This window comes from Paenibacillus sp. FSL L8-0708, assembly GCF_038009325.1.
Taxonomy (GTDB): domain Bacteria; phylum Bacillota; class Bacilli; order Paenibacillales; family Paenibacillaceae; genus Paenibacillus_AQ; species Paenibacillus_AQ odorifer.
Window position 1 is genome coordinate 53,802 of record NZ_JBBPBC010000001.1, and the last position, 18,113, is coordinate 71,914.

15 protein-coding genes are annotated in these 18,113 nt (G+C 47.0%); all 15 read left to right on the forward strand.

Annotated features, from left to right (window positions below):
- The first annotated feature begins 30 nt into the window (after positions 1 to 30).
- On the forward strand, positions 31 to 3,555 hold the full coding sequence (gene mfd / locus NYE58_RS00260; RefSeq protein ID WP_038568019.1) for a transcription-repair coupling factor: 3,525 nt from the start codon (positions 31 to 33) through the stop codon (positions 3,553 to 3,555).
- Positions 3,542 to 4,594, forward strand: a complete 1,053-nt coding sequence (locus NYE58_RS00265) for a peptidylprolyl isomerase (RefSeq protein ID WP_076307260.1) — start codon at positions 3,542 to 3,544, stop codon at positions 4,592 to 4,594. Before mfd ends, NYE58_RS00265 begins: the two co-directional genes overlap by 14 nt.
- 255 nt (positions 4,595 to 4,849) lie before the next feature.
- Positions 4,850 to 5,392: a stage V sporulation protein T gene (spoVT, locus tag NYE58_RS00270; protein ID WP_036678783.1), complete on the forward strand. Its 543-nt coding sequence runs from the start codon at positions 4,850 to 4,852 to the stop codon at positions 5,390 to 5,392.
- Between the two features lie 148 nt (positions 5,393 to 5,540).
- Positions 5,541 to 7,208, forward strand: a complete 1,668-nt coding sequence (locus tag NYE58_RS00275; protein ID WP_076277929.1) for a putative polysaccharide biosynthesis protein — start codon at positions 5,541 to 5,543, stop codon at positions 7,206 to 7,208.
- A gap of 27 nt (positions 7,209 to 7,235) precedes the next feature.
- Positions 7,236 to 8,735, forward strand: a complete 1,500-nt coding sequence (gene mazG / locus NYE58_RS00280) for a nucleoside triphosphate pyrophosphohydrolase (protein WP_076277928.1) — start codon at positions 7,236 to 7,238, stop codon at positions 8,733 to 8,735.
- Positions 8,736 to 9,024: 289 nt separating this feature from the next.
- Complete coding sequence (locus tag NYE58_RS00285; protein ID WP_036678778.1) at positions 9,025 to 9,297, forward strand: HU family DNA-binding protein; 273 nt, start codon at positions 9,025 to 9,027, stop codon at positions 9,295 to 9,297.
- Complete coding sequence (locus NYE58_RS00290; protein ID WP_076130073.1) at positions 9,297 to 9,575, forward strand: RNA-binding S4 domain-containing protein; 279 nt, start codon at positions 9,297 to 9,299, stop codon at positions 9,573 to 9,575. Before NYE58_RS00285 ends, NYE58_RS00290 begins: the two co-directional genes overlap by 1 nt.
- 159 nt (positions 9,576 to 9,734) lie before the next feature.
- Entirely contained in the window at positions 9,735 to 10,019 is a 285-nt protein-coding gene (yabP, locus tag NYE58_RS00295; protein WP_036678773.1) for a sporulation protein YabP, read from the forward strand.
- Complete coding sequence (gene yabQ, locus NYE58_RS00300; protein WP_076277927.1) at positions 10,016 to 10,579, forward strand: spore cortex biosynthesis protein YabQ; 564 nt, start codon at positions 10,016 to 10,018, stop codon at positions 10,577 to 10,579. The genes yabP and yabQ overlap by 4 nt, the downstream gene beginning before the upstream one ends.
- 24 nt (positions 10,580 to 10,603) lie before the next feature.
- The gene (locus NYE58_RS00305) at positions 10,604 to 10,939 is read left to right on the forward strand and encodes an FtsB family cell division protein (protein WP_076130075.1); all 336 of its coding nucleotides are present in this window, start codon (positions 10,604 to 10,606) and stop codon (positions 10,937 to 10,939) included.
- A gap of 124 nt (positions 10,940 to 11,063) precedes the next feature.
- A complete protein-coding gene (locus NYE58_RS00310; protein WP_036678766.1) occupies positions 11,064 to 11,564 on the forward strand; it encodes a S1 domain-containing RNA-binding protein in 501 nt (166 codons plus the stop codon).
- A 343-nt stretch (positions 11,565 to 11,907) separates the two neighbouring features.
- Positions 11,908 to 14,415, forward strand: coding sequence for a stage II sporulation protein E (gene spoIIE, locus NYE58_RS00315; protein WP_341000887.1), 2,508 nt, complete (start codon positions 11,908 to 11,910; stop codon positions 14,413 to 14,415).
- A 528-nt stretch (positions 14,416 to 14,943) separates the two neighbouring features.
- Positions 14,944 to 15,690 (forward strand): VWA domain-containing protein, encoded by a 747-nt coding sequence (locus NYE58_RS00320; RefSeq protein WP_076277925.1) that lies wholly within the window; start codon positions 14,944 to 14,946, stop codon positions 15,688 to 15,690.
- Positions 15,680 to 16,618 (forward strand): serine/threonine protein kinase, encoded by a 939-nt coding sequence (locus tag NYE58_RS00325; RefSeq protein ID WP_036678862.1) that lies wholly within the window; start codon positions 15,680 to 15,682, stop codon positions 16,616 to 16,618. The genes NYE58_RS00320 and NYE58_RS00325 overlap by 11 nt, the downstream gene beginning before the upstream one ends.
- A 36-nt stretch (positions 16,619 to 16,654) precedes the next feature.
- Positions 16,655 to 18,097, forward strand: a complete 1,443-nt coding sequence (gene tilS / locus NYE58_RS00330) for a tRNA lysidine(34) synthetase TilS (protein WP_076219481.1) — start codon at positions 16,655 to 16,657, stop codon at positions 18,095 to 18,097.
- The last annotated feature ends 16 nt before the right edge of the window (positions 18,098 to 18,113 follow it).

Consider the following 18,113-nt stretch of genomic DNA (forward strand, 5'->3'; position numbering starts at 1 on the left):
TTAGCCTGTTTAGTAAGAGAGGTGCGCCTGTTGTTACAAGGTCTTATAGAAGCTTTTTCCAAGGATCCCGATTTCCAGTCTATCACCCATGGTGTTGCTGCAGGTATGAAAGAGCAGCTCATTTCGGGGCTTACAGGTTCTGCTAGACAGATTATGCTTGCAGCATTACATGAAGAGACAACTCGTCCCTTACTTGTAGTGACTCATAATATGTTTTCGGCCCAGAAGATGGCCGATGATTTGCAGGAAGCGCTTTCTCCTGACCGGGTTCTGCTCTATCCCGCCAATGAACTAGTGGCTGCAGAAGCGGCTGTATCAAGCCCAGAGACACTGGCTCAGCGTATAGATGTGCTGACCAAATGCGCTCAGGGCTTCCGTGGTATTGTTGTAGTTCCTTACTCAGGAGTGCGTAGATTGCTGCCAGCCCCAGAGGTTATGGCAGAGGCGCAAGTCACCGTTTCCCAAGATGGAACGCTTGCTCTGGATGAATTTTTGATGTCCATGATTGAAATGGGCTATGAAAGAGTAGAGCGGGTTGAAAATCGTGGTGAACTGAGCGTACGGGGTGGAATAATTGATTTTTATCCAATGACATCTCCTTTGGCTTATCGGGTTGAGTTATTTGACGATGAGGTTGATTCCATAAGAACTTTTGATCCAGTGGATCAGCGTTCTATTGATAAGGTACGTAGTGTGAAGATTACACCGGCTAAAGAGATTATAGCTAGTAGATTGCGCCAGGAATCTGCTTCTGCTGAAGCCTCAGCTATGATGGAGCGACAGTTGGAGAAGATGGCGGATCGCCAGGCGAAGCTCAGGCTGCGGGAAGAAATTGGCCGTGAGCTGGAAATGCTGCGGGAAGGTACTTATTTCCCGGAGATCTATAAATATATCAGTCTTTTATATCCTGAACGCTCTCATTTATTTGATTACATGGCCCAGGATACCATTCTTATTCTAGATGAGCCGACAAGACTGCTCGAAACGGCGAGACAGCTTGAACGGGATGAATCGGAATGGAATCTGCATTTGCTGCAAAACGGCAAATCATTGCCGGATCTAGATCTCTCTGTCGATACGGATGTTGTTATGTATCAGCGCCCGTTCCAAAGCCTGTTTATGTCAATCTTTTTACGTCAGGTTCCGCATATTCAGCCTCAGAACATTCTTGGGTTTATCAGTCGTGGAATGCAGGATTTCCATGGCCAGATGAATGTGCTGAAATCGGAAATGGAGCGTTGGCAGAAGTCCGGTGTTAAGGTAATGATGCTTGCGAGCAGTGAGGAACGGATTGAACGAGTGCGCAGAGTTCTTTATGATTACGGCATTAACGAGCCGATGATTGTACAAGGAAATCTGGGTTCTGGTTTTGAGCTGCCCTCTATTCATCTAGCTGTTATAACTGAGGGAGAAATGTTCTCTCAGAAGCAGCGGAAGGCACGGAAGATCTCCAAAGGAATAGATAATGCAGAACGGATCAAGAGTTACACAGAGCTGAAAATCGGTGATTATGTCGTCCATCAGAACCATGGTATCGGAAAATATATGGGAATCGGCACGCTTGAGGTCAGCGGTATTCACCGTGATTACATGCATATTCTGTATGCTGGCGGCGATAAGCTCTCAGTTCCGATTGAGCAGATTGACCTGATTCAGAAATATGTCGGTTCCGAAGATAAAGAGCCGAAAGTATATAAGCTAGGCGGCAACGAATGGACACGAGTGACCAATAAGGTTCGTTCCTCCGTTCAGAATATTGCTGATGATTTGATAAAGCTATATGCTGAGCGCCAAAGTGCCGCAGGATATGGTTTTGAAAAGGATACACAGGAACAGCATGAATTTGAAGAAATGTTCCCTTACGAGGAGACCCGAGATCAGCTTCGGGCTATCGAAGAGATTAAGAAGGATATGGAACAAAACCGGCCAATGGACCGATTGCTTTGCGGTGATGTTGGGTATGGTAAGACTGAAGTGGCTATTCGGGCGGCTTTTAAATCAGCGATTGAAGGTAAACAGGTGGCGGTGCTAGTCCCGACAACGATTTTGGCTCAGCAGCATTATGAGACCTTCCGGGAACGTTTCGCTAATTACCCGCTTAATATTCAGGTCTTAAGTCGTTTCCGCAGCCGTAAAGAGCAGAACGAGACGATTAAAGGCGTTAGGGCAGGAACTGTCGATGTAGTTATCGGTACACATCGTCTGTTATCTCAGGACCTTGTATTCAAGGATCTGGGGTTATTAATTGTGGATGAAGAACAGCGTTTCGGCGTGACTCATAAAGAAAAGCTGAAAAAACTGAAAACGAATGTAGACGTTCTTACGCTGACTGCAACTCCAATTCCTCGTACGCTACATATGTCGATGCTCGGAGTGCGGGATTTGTCTGTCATTGAGACCCCGCCAGAGAACAGATTCCCTGTGCAAACGTATGTAGTGGAGCATAGCCAGACCCTTACGCGGGAAGCTGTAGAGCGGGAATTAGCTCGTGGTGGTCAAGTCTATTATCTCTATAATCGTGTGCAGGGCATTCAAGAAATGGCTGCTCAAATCTCTATGCTTGTTCCTGAGGCTAGAGTTGGCATCGGACATGGTCAAATGTCGGAATCTGAGCTGGAGAAGACCATTCTCGATTTCCTTGACGGAGAATACGATGTGCTCGTCAGCACAAGTATTATTGAGACGGGCGTAGATATTCCGAACGTTAATACACTTATTGTGCATGATGCGGATAAAATGGGCTTGTCTCAGCTCTATCAGCTGCGTGGACGTGTAGGCCGGTCCAATCGGATCGCTTACGCTTATTTCACGTATCAACGGGACAAGGTTCTGACAGAGGTTGCAGAGAAACGTCTGCAGTCTATTAAGGAATTTACGGAGCTGGGCTCTGGTTTCAAAATAGCGATGCGAGATCTGTCTATTCGCGGTGCAGGTAACTTGCTGGGTGCAGAGCAGCATGGCTTTATCGCATCCGTGGGGTTTGATCTGTACTCACAAATGCTGGCGGAGGAAATTCGTAAGCGTAAGGTTACTGTGCTTGGGGAGGAAGATACATCCCTGAAAGAAGGCAATACAGTCATTGATTTGTCGATTGACGCGTATCTGCCGTCAGAGTATATTTACGACAGTATCCAAAAAATTGAAATTTATAAAAAAGTGGCGGCAGTAACCTCCTTCGATGATGCTTCCGAGCTTGAAGATGAGCTCTTGGATCGGTTCGGTGAGTTACCTGAAGCCGTGGTGAATCTACTATCGGTCGCTCGTTTGAAAGTGTATGGAAAAATGTATGGCATTGATTCCATGATTAGACGCGGAGATGATGTTACCTTGAATTTCTATGAGGGAAGTCTCGGCGCTTTAGACACAGCGAAACTCGCCAAAGTTGGAAATAGCTTCGAAAGACGTGTACAATTTGATAGGGATGCGAAAGCCAGTATCCGGGTCAAATCGAAAGATTTAAGTGATAAACAGCTGCTTGACTTGCTTGAACAGTTTCTTAAGGAAGCTAAACAGTCTTTTAAATCGAAGGGAGAACTACACAATGTCGTTAAATAAAACAAAATCATGGAAAGTGCTGCTCGTTTCATTGGCAGCGGCAGTTTCCTTTTCTATGCTAGCAGCATGTGGAAATAGTGCGGATGATAATCAAGCTGTGGCCACTTATAAAGGTGGAACGATTACACAAAAGGAATTTGCAATGGATCAGAAAATCATGAAATTTCTCTCTCCACAACAAGCGCAATATTTAGAGATCGATGCGTTTAAGGAGTCCATTCTGAAGCAAGAAGTGGGCTTTGAATATTTGGCTTCCCAAGCAACGGATGAAGCGAAAAAGCAAGCGGAGAAAGAAGCCGATACTCAAATCGCAAGCATTAAGGAACAGTTGGGCGATACCTATAAGAAGACATTGAAAGATGCTGACGTTACAGAGAAAGATATTCGTACTTATATGGAGCGTGTGCTGACAGTTTATCAGGATATGCTGCTTAAAGTGACTGATGATGAAGTTGTCAAAGAATTCGAAGCGACTAAAGGCGACTTTACGGTTGCCACACTGCGTCATGTGCTAATTGGTCTGACAGATGCAGACAACAAAGAGCGTACCAGCGAAGAAGCGCTTAAAATAGCGAAAGAAGTTAAGGCGAAGCTGGATGGCGGTGCTGATTTCGCAGCCATCGCTAAGGAATATTCTGACGATACTGGCTCTAAAGAGGCAGGCGGAGAATATAAAGATAAAGCTGTAGGCACTTATGTGGAGGAGTTTAAGAAGGCTGCTCAGACCTTGCCTCTAAATACCATCAGTGATCCTGTAGAAACTTCTTACGGTTACCACATCATCAAGGTGGAGTCCCGTACAGACAAGACTTTTGACCAGTTAACGGATGAGCAAAAAGAAGGCATTAAGAGCTCAATTGTATCCAAGAACCTAGAAACGTTCATGGAAAAGGATCTGGAAGGCATTATTGAGAACATCAATCTGCCAAAAAGCTCTGCTGCCGCCGATGAAACCGGAACAAATAGTGGAACAGAAGCCACTACAGCTCCAAGCGCATCCCCAAGTGCTTCTCCAAGTGCTACAGATGCCGCTGAATAAACATCGGTAAATATGGACAAGCTTACCTTAGAAAAGCCATCTTCACTTAAAGTGAAGATGGCTTTTTATTTCGCAGAAACGGTTGTAGAACTACCTTTATCTTGATGCAGATATTAATACATGTCAGCTTATGTATAAGGATCTGGGAAGAGATGAATACTATGGTCAGATATTACGATAAATCACTGGGATTATCCTTTCCCATAATGGACAGTAGTAAGACCATACTTCTTAAGAAAGCGGGGCACATGTGAAATGAAAGCTACTGGAATTGTTCGCCGTATTGATGACCTCGGACGCGTGGTTATTCCCAAAGAAATTAGACGTACTCTTCGTATTAGAGAAGGAGACCCACTGGAAATATTCGTCGATCGGGACGGTGAAGTCATCCTCAAGAAATATTCTCCGATTGGTGAGTTGGGTGACTTTGCAAAAGAGTACGCGGAGTCATTGTTCGAAGGTACTGGACACATTACGATGATTGCTGATCGTGACACCTTCATTGCCCTTGCAGGCGGCTCCAAAAAAGATTATTTGGAGAAACAGGTAGGAGTGCTGCTGGAGAAAGTCATGGACAGCCGTAAGACTGTGTTAGAAACCAATGAAGGCAGTTATGAAATTGCTAAAGATCATCCGGATTTGGTGTCCTCATATGTAGCCTCACCGATCATTTCCGGTGGAGATCCTATTGGTTGTGTAGTGATGGTGAGCAAGGATGATTCGGCGAAGATGGCGCAAATGGAAATAAAAATGGCCGAAACGGCTGCCGCTTTCCTGGGCAAACAAATGGAGCAGTAATCTTAATTTAGACCCCGCTTTCCTTTTGGTAAGATATACAAAGGGCAAACGGGGTTTTGTCGTTTACACAAAACCGTTTCTACTTGTGGGCATACATACGTTATAATATAGAAATTCATCCCATCAAAGTTGTAGAAGCAGGTATTATATGAAATCTAATACACAAACATCACGATTGCTGCAAGGCGCATTTATCCTTAGTGCCGCGGCCATTATCTCAAAGCTTATTGGCACACTTCAAAAAATTCCGCTGCAAAATCTAGGCGGAGATGCTGTATTTGGTATATACAACACAGTGTATCCCTTGTATACAATGCTGTTAACGGTAGCTATGCTAGGTCTGCCTGCGGCGATCTCCAAATTTGTCGCCGAAGCTTCGGCTGGGAGACGCGATGAAGAAGGCCGCCGGATTCTACTATTATCCGCGCTAATTACAGGCATCAGCGGCTTGATTATCGGCGCCATCACCTATGCAGGTGCACCCATCATTGCCGAATGGGTAGGTAACTCACATGTAATGCCTGCCTTGCGGACAAGCGCCTGGGGTTTGGCAGTTGTCCCTGTCATGTCAGCCATACGCGGGTATTTTCAGGGGCTGCATAATATGGTTCCTACTGCCGTGTCACAGATTGTAGAGCAGTCTGTACGGGTTACAGTGATGATTGTTCTTCTTTTATATCTCACTTCGCAGGGAGCAGGAGCTGAGAGCATCGCTGCTGGCGCGCTGCTTGGTTCTGCCGGAGGGGGAGCTGCAGGGCTTGTAATTATGCTGCTGTACTTGAGACGTCACCACCGGAGGGTAAAACAGGAAGCTGCTGCTGTCGAAAGTCAGCGTGTAAGAGCGCTGGATGCAGGACATGGGCTAGGTTCCAAGCAAGGGTTTATGGGCATTAAAGCAGGTACACTGCTGGCTTATGGAATTCCCGTAATGCTAGGTGCACTGGCTATGCCTCTTATCGGTCTTGTAGATGTATTCACTGTGCCTCGACTGCTGTCGTCTGAAGGAAGTGAAGTAGCTGCGATGGCCCAGTTTGGTGTGTACAATCGGGGTTTGCCACTTGTGCAGATTATAACGATGATTGCCACCTCACTGTCTGTTGTGTTCATTCCAGCTTTGGCGGAAGCGAAGTACAAGGGAGATATGAAGCTGATTGAGACCCGCTGCAGCTTGTCGCTGCGTTGGTTCTGGCTGTTAGGTCTAGCGGCCTCAGCGGGCCTTGCAGTGCTTGCTGAGCCGATTAATATGGCTCTTTACGGCGATACCGCTGGTAGCAGCACAATGACTTGGCTGGCTTTTACCGCTGTTGGCGGTACAGTCAGCATCATCTCTGCTGCGCTCCTGCAGGGCCTCGGCTACGTGCGCGCCCCGGCCCTGCACCTTTTGGCCGCCGCGCTGCTCAAGGCGGCCCTGAACCTGCTGCTGGTTCCGCAGCAGGGCATTACCGGCGCGGCCATCGCTGGCGTGGCTGCGCATTCGTTCGCAGCAGCGCTTAACGTGCTGCTGCTGTACCGCCAGGGCCATCTGCGGCTTCGCCTCGCAGATGCCCTGGCACGGCCCGCGCTGCTCACAGCGGGCCTGGCTCTTGCCGCCGCAGCTGCCAGCTGGGGCACTGGCGCCGCGGCTACGGCCGCTGGCATCGGCGGCGGACGCACCGCCAGCTTGGCGCAGAGCCTGCTCGGGGTGCTCGCAGGCTGCGTTGTCTTTGCCGTAGGCGCGGTGGTGCTGCGGCTGCTCAGCGAAAGCGAGCTTCGCCAGCTTCCGGGCATCGGCCCGTCTCTGGCGGACAAGTTCAAAAAGCTGCGATTATTTCCATAATTAACCCGCTTAAAAGGAGGAACAGATATGAGTGCAACATTAACAGTTGTCGGTCTCGGGTCAGGTAATCCCGATCGGCTGACACTAGGAATTATAAAAAAACTGAAGGCAGCATCCGTTGTCTACGTTCGTACCCAAGAGCATCCAGTCATGGCTGCTCTCACCGAGCTTGAAATCGCCACGCAATCCTTTGATGGACTGTATGAAACATTAGCTTCGTTTCCTGAGGTTTATGCTGCAATTACTTCAAAATTGATTGAAGAGGCTCGCTCCGCCGCAGACGGTACAGATATTGTCTATGCGGTTCCGGGGCACCCCATGGTTGCAGAGTCAGCTGTTTCACAGCTGCGTCAGCGTTGCCCGGAAGAAGGAATAGAACTGCAAATATTAGGCGGGGAGAGTTTTCTGGACGAGGCGTTTGTGCGACTGGGGTTCGACCCTATTGAAGGCTTCCAGTTATTAGATGCTTCAGGCATTCGCAGCGCTCAGCTTCAACCTGAATTGCATACTCTGATTGGCCAGGTTTATGACAGCTTTACAGCTTCGGAGACAAAGTTATGTCTGATGGAGCTGTATCCGCCCGAATATGAAGTGGTGGTGGGTCATGCCCTTGGCGTGGAGAACGAAGAAAACATTGTGACTGTTCCTCTATACGAATTGGACCGGCTTGAGGGTTATGGCAATTTGTCTCTGGTCTATGTACCTGCGAATCGTGAGGAGAAGCTAAGAAATCGTACTTTCGCTCGCTTGCATGAGATTGTCGATATTTTGCGCAGTCCGGACGGTTGTCCGTGGGATCGGGAGCAGACTCATGAATCTTTGCGTAAAAATCTAATCGAAGAAACCTACGAAGTGCTTGAGACGATTGATGAGGATGACCCAGACCATATGAAAGAGGAGCTGGGCGACCTTTTGCTGCAGATCATGCTGCACTCCCAAATGGAAGAGGAGCTGGGCACGTTTAACGTATTTGACGTCATAGAAGGACTGAATGATAAGCTTATCTTCCGCCATCCCCATGTATTTGGTGACAAGAATGCGAATGACGCTGAAGAAGCTCTGATCAATTGGGAGGGCATGAAGGCAGAGGAGAAGCGGCGTAAAGGCGTGAAGCCAGAGGAATTATCCGCCCTCAGTGGGGTTCCGCGTGATTTGCCCGCTCTTATGAAGGCGTACAAGCTTCAGAAAAAAGCATCCAAGGTGGGCTTTGATTGGGACAACGCTACGGATTGCTTAGCTAAGGTTCGTGAAGAAGTAGAAGAGCTGCAAGAAGCCATCGATACTGATGCAGCCGCCGAGGATCAAATCCTGGAGCTGGGCGATCTATTATTTGCTGTTACCAATGTTGCCCGATTTATTGGCGCAGATCCGGAAGAAGCTTTAACCCGGACCAACCGCAAATTTGTGCGTCGGTTTCAGTATATCGAGCAAAGTCTGCGAGCCAAGGGTATGAGTGTAGAAGATAGCAGCTTGGAAGAGATGGAAGAGTTGTGGCAGGAGGCAAAGACTGAGGAACGAAAAGTATAGTAATTTTCTCAGACTATGTACGGTATACGGACCTTAAGATGAGGCAATGCTGTGAAAGTAGCATTCATCTCTGATTTAGATTATGGCGAGTAGTTTAATAGTGCTATAGAATAGATTCTGCGACGATTTCTGAGAAATAACTGTTTCTTTTTTTAAAAAACGACGATTCGTGGCAGGATTTTAAGATGACATCAAGAATATCATAAAGACGAAATGACGGCTTGCCCCATAATATGGCGGTGAATCTCGTTTCATTTATTTTTTCGTATCCTAGGAGGAACTTTAAATTATGAACAAGACAGATTTGGTAAACAACATTTCCGAGAAAAACGGATTGGCAAAAAAAGATGTAGAAGCAGTATTGAACGGATTCTTGGGTGAGATCACAGAAGCTTTGGCAAAAGGCGATAAAGTTCAACTGATCGGTTTCGGTACATTCGAAACTCGTAAACGTGCAGGACGTACTGGTCGCAACCCGCAAACGGGCACAACGATTGAAATTCCAGAATCAACTGTACCGGCATTTAAAGCTGGTAACAAGCTTAAAGAAGCCGTTAACTAATGCGTCTTGACAAATTCCTGAAAGTGTCCCGATTAATCAAGCGCCGTACAGTGGCCAAGGATGTGTCCGAACAAGGCCGGGTGCTGATTAACGGGCGGGAATCTAAGCCAAGTAGTGCAGTTAAGATCGGTGACGAGATTACTGTGCAATTTGGACAAAAGCTTGTAACGGTCAAAGTCGAAAAGCTAGTCGAAACGACACGCAAGGACGAAGCCGCTGGTATGTATACTCTACTTCGGGAAGAGCCTGTTGCCAAAAGCACCGGCTTGGACTGGTAGGAGTAACATAGTTAATAGTAAATAAGAAGGAATAACTTTACATATTGTAGAGTTGTGCCTTCTTTTTTCTTTTTTTATCTCTCTTATTTTAGTGGATTGGAATGTTCTATAACTTCTTCTACTGCCATAGATTAGAGGTAAGAAGGAGGGGTACATGCTATGATCGAGCCAGGAAAGGTAAATAAACAGCATGATCTGCACATGCGCAGTCGTAAACAGCTAGAGTTGACGGGCGTGCAAAATGTGGAGAGCTTTGATAGCGAGGAATTTTTGCTTCGTACAGAACTCGGCCATCTCACCATTCGCGGGAATCATTTACATATCAAAAATTTAAGTCTGGAGAATGGACTGTTGTCCTTGGAGGGCAATGTACATTCCCTGATTTATCTAGATCCCGGATCGCAGGGCAAAAATAAAGGTCTACTCGGTAAGCTATTTAAATGAATCCTGCAGTTCAGTGGCTGACGCTGTTCTACATGATATTGGCCGGGGTGACAATGGGACTGGCCTATGACAGCTACCGGGTGCTGTCGCTCAAGTTCAATTTTCCCAAATGGCTGAATGCCATGCTTGACCTGCTGTATTGGCTTTGTGCTGCTTTGTTTGTTTTTAGAATGCTCTATGCCGGAAATCAGGGGCAATTGCGATTTTATGTCTTTTTAGGTTTATTTCTAGGAATATGGATCTATTTTTTGATCTTCAGTGTTACGGTGCGGCGTTTTGTGTTAATGTTAATTCAATCGGTTCAGTATATGTGCAGATTGCTATGGAGACTTGTGGAGATTCTAATAGGTAAACCTCTTCGCTGGCTTTGGCGCCTTATTATAGGGTTGCTATTGCTGCTAGGTCGTATTCTATTATTCATCCTTAAGCTTCTGCTGCGTCTAACGAAGCCAATTTGGGTATTACCAGTAAGGTGGATTTCTCCATGGTTATCTCGGCTTAAGCATAGCGCCTGGATCGTGAAGATTACTGGATGGATTACCAAATGGCGGAAACGCTGACCTTTGAATTAGGGGGTACGCTGCATGAACAGATTCACTGCGGAAGAGAAAAGTAATCCCAGCAAAAATTCGGCCGCAGGCGCGAAGAGAAGAAGAGTTATGTGGATTCTCTTTGTGGCAGTATTTTTTGGCTGGGCGGGTTATACTTACTTCAATCAAAGTGCGGCAATTACGGACAAGGGCGAGCAACTCGCCAAGAAACAAAAGACTAGTGAGAGTGTCACAGCATCTTTGAATCAACTGAAATATGAAGTGTCCAGACTTAATGATGATGAGTATATTGGCCAATTAGCGCGTAAATGGTACAATATCTATCCTCAAGGGGAAACTCCTATTCGAACAGAGCAATCAGAGCAATAATACTGGCTAAAAGAGGCTTTTACTCTGTTGCCTTGCTTTGCTCTTTACTGTATAATCAAATCACCGCAGACAGGATGACCTTAATATTCGTCTGTATATTTTTAAGGGAGGATCATTTTATTCTATGGCAATTGAAGTGGGCACCAAGTTAGAAGGCAAAGTGACAGGCATCACGCATTTCGGAGCATTTGTGGATCTGTCAGGAGGTGTCACAGGTCTCGTTCACATCTCGGAAATCGCCGATAATTACGTCAAGGATGTTAACGATCATCTGAAGATTAGTGATGTAGTAACCGTCAAGGTGATCAACGTCGATAAGGACGGCAAGATCGGACTTTCCATCAAGCAGGCTGTTGACAAGCCAGCATCGGAAGTACGTCCGCCTAGAGCTCCAAGACCAGAACGTCCTAGCGGCGGAGACCGTTTCGGCGGCGGTGGCGGCAGTGGTGGAGGCGGCGGTGGATTCAATCGTGAACGGGGTGGGCGTCCATTTAAGCCTGCAGCCGGTAAACCTTCATTCGAGGATAAAATGTCGCGATTCCTGAAAGACAGCGAAGAACGGATATCTTCGATTAAGAAGAACACAGAAGGAAAGCGCGGAGGCCGTGGAGCCAAACGCGTATAATCCAATACCTGTACATCATAAATAACCGCAAGGGCATTTCGCCCTTGCGGTTTTTTTGTCGTGTCATATAAACTTGCCGACAGCATCCATGTCATTCTCACATAACTCTAGGGCAATCGCTGGCGAATGACCGCCAGGCTTGCGCCTAAAACTGCACTGGAAACAAGCTTAAGGAGAAGCAACCTACTGCGCCGCAAGGGATCGATCTATTTTTTTAGGAATAATGAACAAAGGCTTTTTTGTCGGAAATTTCTTATGACTGTCCCTCCATTTCTGACAAACTTTCTCAAATGACCCGCTATATAATGAGAACCATAAATTCTTAAACGGGTGGTGTAGGGAAATGAGTAAAAGCAATGTGGTGAATTTGCCAGAGTGGACAAGAGTGGGAAGCGAAGATAAGAAGCAGAGACAAGCCTTAGGCACGCGTATTATAGCTTGGGGTCAGAAGCAGCGATATATTCAGCTTATTACAGCGAAGAAGTGGATGCTTCTGTTAAGCTTTATGGGGTTTCTGCTAGGTAGAGCTATGATTCTGGACGAGCTGTCCCCTTTTGCTGTCGCATATTTTGCCGTCATTGTGTTTATGCGTCGAGACTCTATGTTACCTGTAGCGGGTGCTATTATAGCTGGAAGTCTCTTCACTCCGTTTCCGGGCGCCTTGGTTACTACGGCTGAACTGATTATCTTTTTTCTTGTTTATAGAGGGCTTGAAAGTTTCGAACGAATAGATTTTTCCTATGCACCCCTTATGGTCTTCGTATCTTCGTTTATGGTTGGCCTGTTCAAGATTGTTCTCGGACCGTCTCTTTCCTGGTACCCTTTTATGATGACTACTTTAGATGCTTTACTCGGGTTTGTACTTACGCTTGTGTTCATTCAGGCACTTCCTCTACTAACTTACAAACAAAAGAGCAGATCGCTGAGGAACGAGGAGATTTTATGCCTTATTATTCTGTTAGCCTCCGTAATGACAGGCCTTGTGGGCTGGACACTTAATGGTTGGTCATTAGAACATATATTGTCTCGTTATTTAATTTTGCTCTTTGCTATGGCAGGAGGCGCTCCGCTCGGTGCAGCTGTTGGGGTAGTGACGGGGTTGATCCTCAGTCTGGCTGATATCAGTGCTATCTATCAGATGAGCCTGCTTGCTTTTTCCGGAATGCTAGCGGGAATGATGCAGGGTGGGCGAAAGGGTGCGGTATCTATCGGCATGCTGCTGGGATCAACGATCCTTTCCGTCTATTTTACGGGTCCGGGTGATATGATGGCCTCAACATGGGAGACCTGCGCAGCAGTAGTGCTGTTTCTATTAACGCCTAAGGCGATGATATCAGCGATTGCAAAATATGTACCGGGCACGTCAGATCATAGCCGATCTCAACATGAATATGCCCGCAGGGTCAGGGATCTGACTGCAGAACGGGTCACTCAATTCTCACAGGTATTCCAACAGCTCTCCAGTAGCTTTGGTCAGATTCCACGTGCCGGAGAAGTGGGCAAATCGGATCGTGAAATGGAAGATTTTATGAATACGGTCACAGAAGGCGCCTGCGCTGGCTGCATTCGCCGTACCCACTGCTGGGATGCAAAATTCTATCAGACATATAGATACATGACAGATATGATGACAACTGTTGAGGAATGCCCTGATATTACGGCTGCTCAGCTGCCACCGGAATGGAGCCGTATTTGTGGCAAAACCGGAGAAGTGCTTGAGGTCATGAAGGGACAATATGATCTCTACCAACATGATATGCGGTGGAAAAGACAAATATACGATAGTCGCCAATTTGTTGCTGAGCAGTTGTCAGGCGTGTCACAGGTTATGGAAGACTTGGCCAAGGAAATTAAGCGCGAGGGACAGGCCATGTATCGGCAGGAAGCGCAAATCCGCGAGGCTCTTGAGAAATTGGGACTGTCTATTCATGGCATTGAAATTTTAAGTCTGGACCCAGGACGCGTAGAAATAGAAGTAGTGCACGCTTATAATCGCGGTTTTGATGAATGCCGTAAAATGATTGCCCCACTCCTCTCCGACATTCTGGATGAGAATATTGCTGTCATGAGTGAGACGGCGGTTCATCCCCGGGAAGGACTCTCAATGGTTACCTTTGGTTCAGCCAAAGCCTTTGAGGTAAACACGGGTGTGGCAGTTGTTTCAAAAGGTGGGGATATGCTGTCTGGCGATAGCTTCAGCACCGTAGAGCTTGGAAATGGCACTTTTGCAGTATCCATTAGTGATGGTATGGGGAATGGTGAACGGGCAAGGATGGAGAGCAGTGCCGCACTCGGCATGTTAGAAAAGCTGCTGCAATCCGGAATGGATGAGAAGCTGGCTGTAAAGTCGGTCAACTCAATTCTTTTATTACGCTCCCCTGATGAATTCTATGCTACTGTCGACATGGCTTTAATCGATCAATATTCTGCGCAGACAACGTTTATGAAGATTGCTTCAGCACCAAGCTTCATCCGGAGGGGGAGTGAGGTCATTCCAATAACCTCTAGCAATCTGCCTATAGGAATCATTAAAGATATTGATGTGGATCTAATCAGTATGCAGCTTCGCCCCGGCGATATTTTAATTATGATGACCGATGGTATTTATGATGCGCCTGGATATGCCGTTAATAAGGAGATATGGATGAAACGGATGATCCAAGAGCTTGAGGGTGATGATCCTCAAGATTTAGCGGATAGCCTGTTGGAGAAAGTAATCCGTTATCAGGGCAATGAGATCCTTGATGACATGACTATTGTCGTCAGCCGTCTTGATCATTTCCATCCGGAATGGTCCAGCCTGCATATGCCGGGCATCGGTCGTATGGAGCGCCCGCGTACGGTAAGTTAGTTATTTTAGGTTTAGTAGGTTTTAATGTTGGGCACGCGCGAAGCGTCGTGTTGCTTGTATAGTTTAAGGCACGCGCAAGATATAGTGCTGCTTGGGGGCACGCGCGAAGCGTCGTGTTTCTTGTGAGTTTGTAGCACGCGTAAGGCGTCGTGCTAATGGAGGCAGTCGAGGCGAGTCCGTGATGTGTAACTCGCCGGCCTCTACTATTCTCGTTTCAATGGTCGGCTGACTTGGGACGAAATCTGTAGATCTAAACTGTTTACTAGTGAAGGTATGGAACGGAGAGAAAGTTTGGAGCTGTAGAAGCGGAGCGTTCGCCTTTGTCCTCGGATTCCAACCGCGAGAGGCGGTTCTAATCAAGGAATCTGAGGACAACAGCGATCGAAAGCCCAAACATTTCTCGCAGTTCCCCTATTCACTACCCCCCCTATTTGATCGAAATTCCCACACTTAATATCGACCGTTTGAAATCTCTCATTTCTGGATATGCTAGAAACAGAGGTTCAAACAAAGGGGGAGTTGAGGGTTATGAAGCAAATTATGCTCATTACTGACGGTTGTTCGAATGTAGGAGAAAGTCCGGTGTTGGCAGCGGCGCATGCCCTGCAGGAGGGAATCACCGTAAATGTGGTCGGTGTAGTTGATTATGGTACGATCGGTGAAATCGGCAGCCGGGAGATTGCTGACATTGCCAAGGCCGGGGGAGGCCTTAGCCGAATAGTCGGAACACCACAACTGGCGCAGACGATTCAGATGATGACACGCAAGACCGTGGTTCAGACGATCCAGCAGGCGGTTAATAAAGAGGTAAAAAAGATACTAGGCGACGGCTCACTGGATCAGCTGCCTCCTGTTCAACGTTCACAGGTTGTTACAGTTGTAGATGAACTGACAGAAACAACGCCTCTGCGCATTGCACTTCTTATCGATGCCAGTGCCAGTATGAAGCCTAAACTGGGTGCTGTGGAAGATGCAATCCGCGATTTGGCACTCAGTTTAGAAGCACGGGAAGGCAAGAGTGAGATCGCTGTGTTTCATTTTCCCGGAAATAACAGCAGTGAAGATGCCAAGCTTGACCTGGATTGGACGCATGACATGTCAGGTATTCGTACGCTATTCTCTAAATTACACATGAGAGGCGCAACACCGACTGGCCCAGCTATTTTCAAGGTGCTTGAACATTATCGTTATGATACACTGGATGAACATCGTGGACGCCGACTAAGCGATAACCACGACGAAAGAGAAGGGATGATTGGTGGGTATGTCGTCTAATCCGTCCTATCCTACTGGTACCTTAATTAACGGCAAATGGCGGGGTAACCGTTATGTCGTTGAGCGGATGCTGGGAAGGGGCGCGAACGGAACCGTATATCTTGTGCAAAGAGAAGGCAGACGGGAAAGGTACGCGCTAAAAATCGGATACGATACACTTGAACTTCAATCGGAGATCAATGTACTGACCTCGCTGCAATCGCGACGAAAGCGGAATGAACATCGGGCTCGTCGTGAGAATCCATTGTCTTCTTATTTTTTGGAAGCGGATGATTTTGCGAATGGGGATAATATCCCCTTCTATGTGATGAGGTATGTTGAAGGCAAACCGCTGCATCATTTTTTATCGAAAAACGGTCCCGATTGGTTAGGCCTGGTAGGTCTTGGTCTGCTTGAAAAGCTGCGCACACTGCATGAATGTGGATTTGTGTTCGGTGATTTGAAGCCCGAGAACGTCATGGTATCAAAGTACGGCGAAGTCGAGCTGATCGACTTTGGGGGCACAAGCCCTATTGGTCGTAGCGTGAAGCAGTTTACCGAATGGCATGATCGTGGTTTCTGGAATGCGGGCAGTCGAATCAGCGATGAGGGTTACGATCTTTTCGCATTTGCTGTGCTGTGTCTTCGTTTGCTCAATGAAGAAGGGCTCAAAAAGGCAGCCTTACAGCTGCCGCAGACGAGAAGTGTGGACGAATTATTTAAGCTGGCTAGAAATTTACCCAACAAGAAACTATCCTCCTGGATTTGTATGGCGTTAAAAGGGGGGTTCTCAGGCTCTGCGGATGCTACTGAGGTCTGGCGAAACCATATTTATAACTCGCGCAGAAAGCGCCCGGATAGTATGGACACCCCGCGGTGGTTAAAAAATGCATTCGCATTGTCTTTGTTTTTGCTCGCCTTTACGATTTATTGGGTATTCCGCTTTTGAACTCATACATATAGTTGGAGAGAGAGGGGGGCGCATATGGAGCAAATGAATGGACTGGTGGAGTCTGTATTGGAGTCAGCAGCCGAGCATGAGCTGTGGGCGCCCCATGACACCATTGTAGTCGCAGTTTCCGGCGGCCCGGATTCTGTGGCTCTTTTGCATGTTTTACATGAAATATCTTTAAAATTTATACCGCTTACCTTAATATGTGCTCATGTGAATCATGGATTTAGGCCGGAGTCGAAGGAAGAGGCAGAGCTCGTACGTGGTATGGCTGAAGAATTGGGATTGCCCTTTGAGTTTGCGGAATTCGATATTCCCTCCTTGGCTAAAGAGAGTGGACTTGGTCCTGAGGGTACTGCACGTGAGAAGCGGTATGAATTTCTGATTGATACGGCACACCGATATGGGGCGCGTTCTGTTGCTCTGGCTCATCATGCTGATGATCAGGCAGAAACTGTAATTATGCGTCTATTACGCGGAAGTGGCTTATCTGGACTGTCGGGTATCAAGTGGAAAAGAACAGAAAAAAAGGTGGAACTCATTCGCCCATTCCTACGTATTAACAAAACAGCACTTTTAGGGTTATGCCAAAATGAAGGTTTTACTTATGCTGAGGATGCCACCAATCTGCTGACGAAATACAAGCGGAATGCCATTCGTTTGGAAGTTCTTCCTTTTCTGGAAAAGTATAATGGCAGAGTGAGGCAATCCCTCGTACAGCTTGCGGAAATTGCGGGAGCTGAAGATGAGTATATGGAGACGTCTGCGGCAAAATGCTTTGAAGAGCTAGTTTCGGAAGGGGATGGGAAATACACCTTTAACAGAGCTTCATTTGCTGCCATACCCTCCGCTTTACAACGGCGTTTGATTAAACTAATATTAAATTATCTGTCGGCGGATTTATCTGCCCTTGATTTCCCCAAGATTGAAGCTGTACGTCGGGGAACGCTGCAGAGCTATCCCACCACCTGGAGCTTGGATTTGGGTGGAGGCCTGACTTGTATGCGGCAATATGATAGTATCTTGTTCTCGTCCAAGCCCACGACGCCACAGGCAAGCTATACATATCGTCTGTTTTTACCGGACTCTGAGCTTAAATTGGAGGAAATAGGTAAGGTGATGTCGATGGCGGTACTGGAGAGAGAAAACTTTTTTGTACAGGGGGAGGATTATGGGAAGATGTCGGCTTGGTTTGACCGTGATGAACTGGTCTTTCCACTGACGATACGATCCCGATTGCCTGGAGATACCATAAGGATCATGGGATTAAACGGAAGCAAAAAGGTAAAAGATATTTATATTGATGATAAAATACCTGCTTCCGAACGGTCATTGATTCCCCTCGTTTGTGATGGTTTGGGCAATATCGTCTGGATTCCGGGCGTAAGACGCTCGATGCATGCCGCAGTAGGGCGGCACACGACCTCCGTACTTCTATTGTCTCTGGCAGAGCTGGATGACCACGAAGTCACGTAATGGTCGAAGTAAGTCT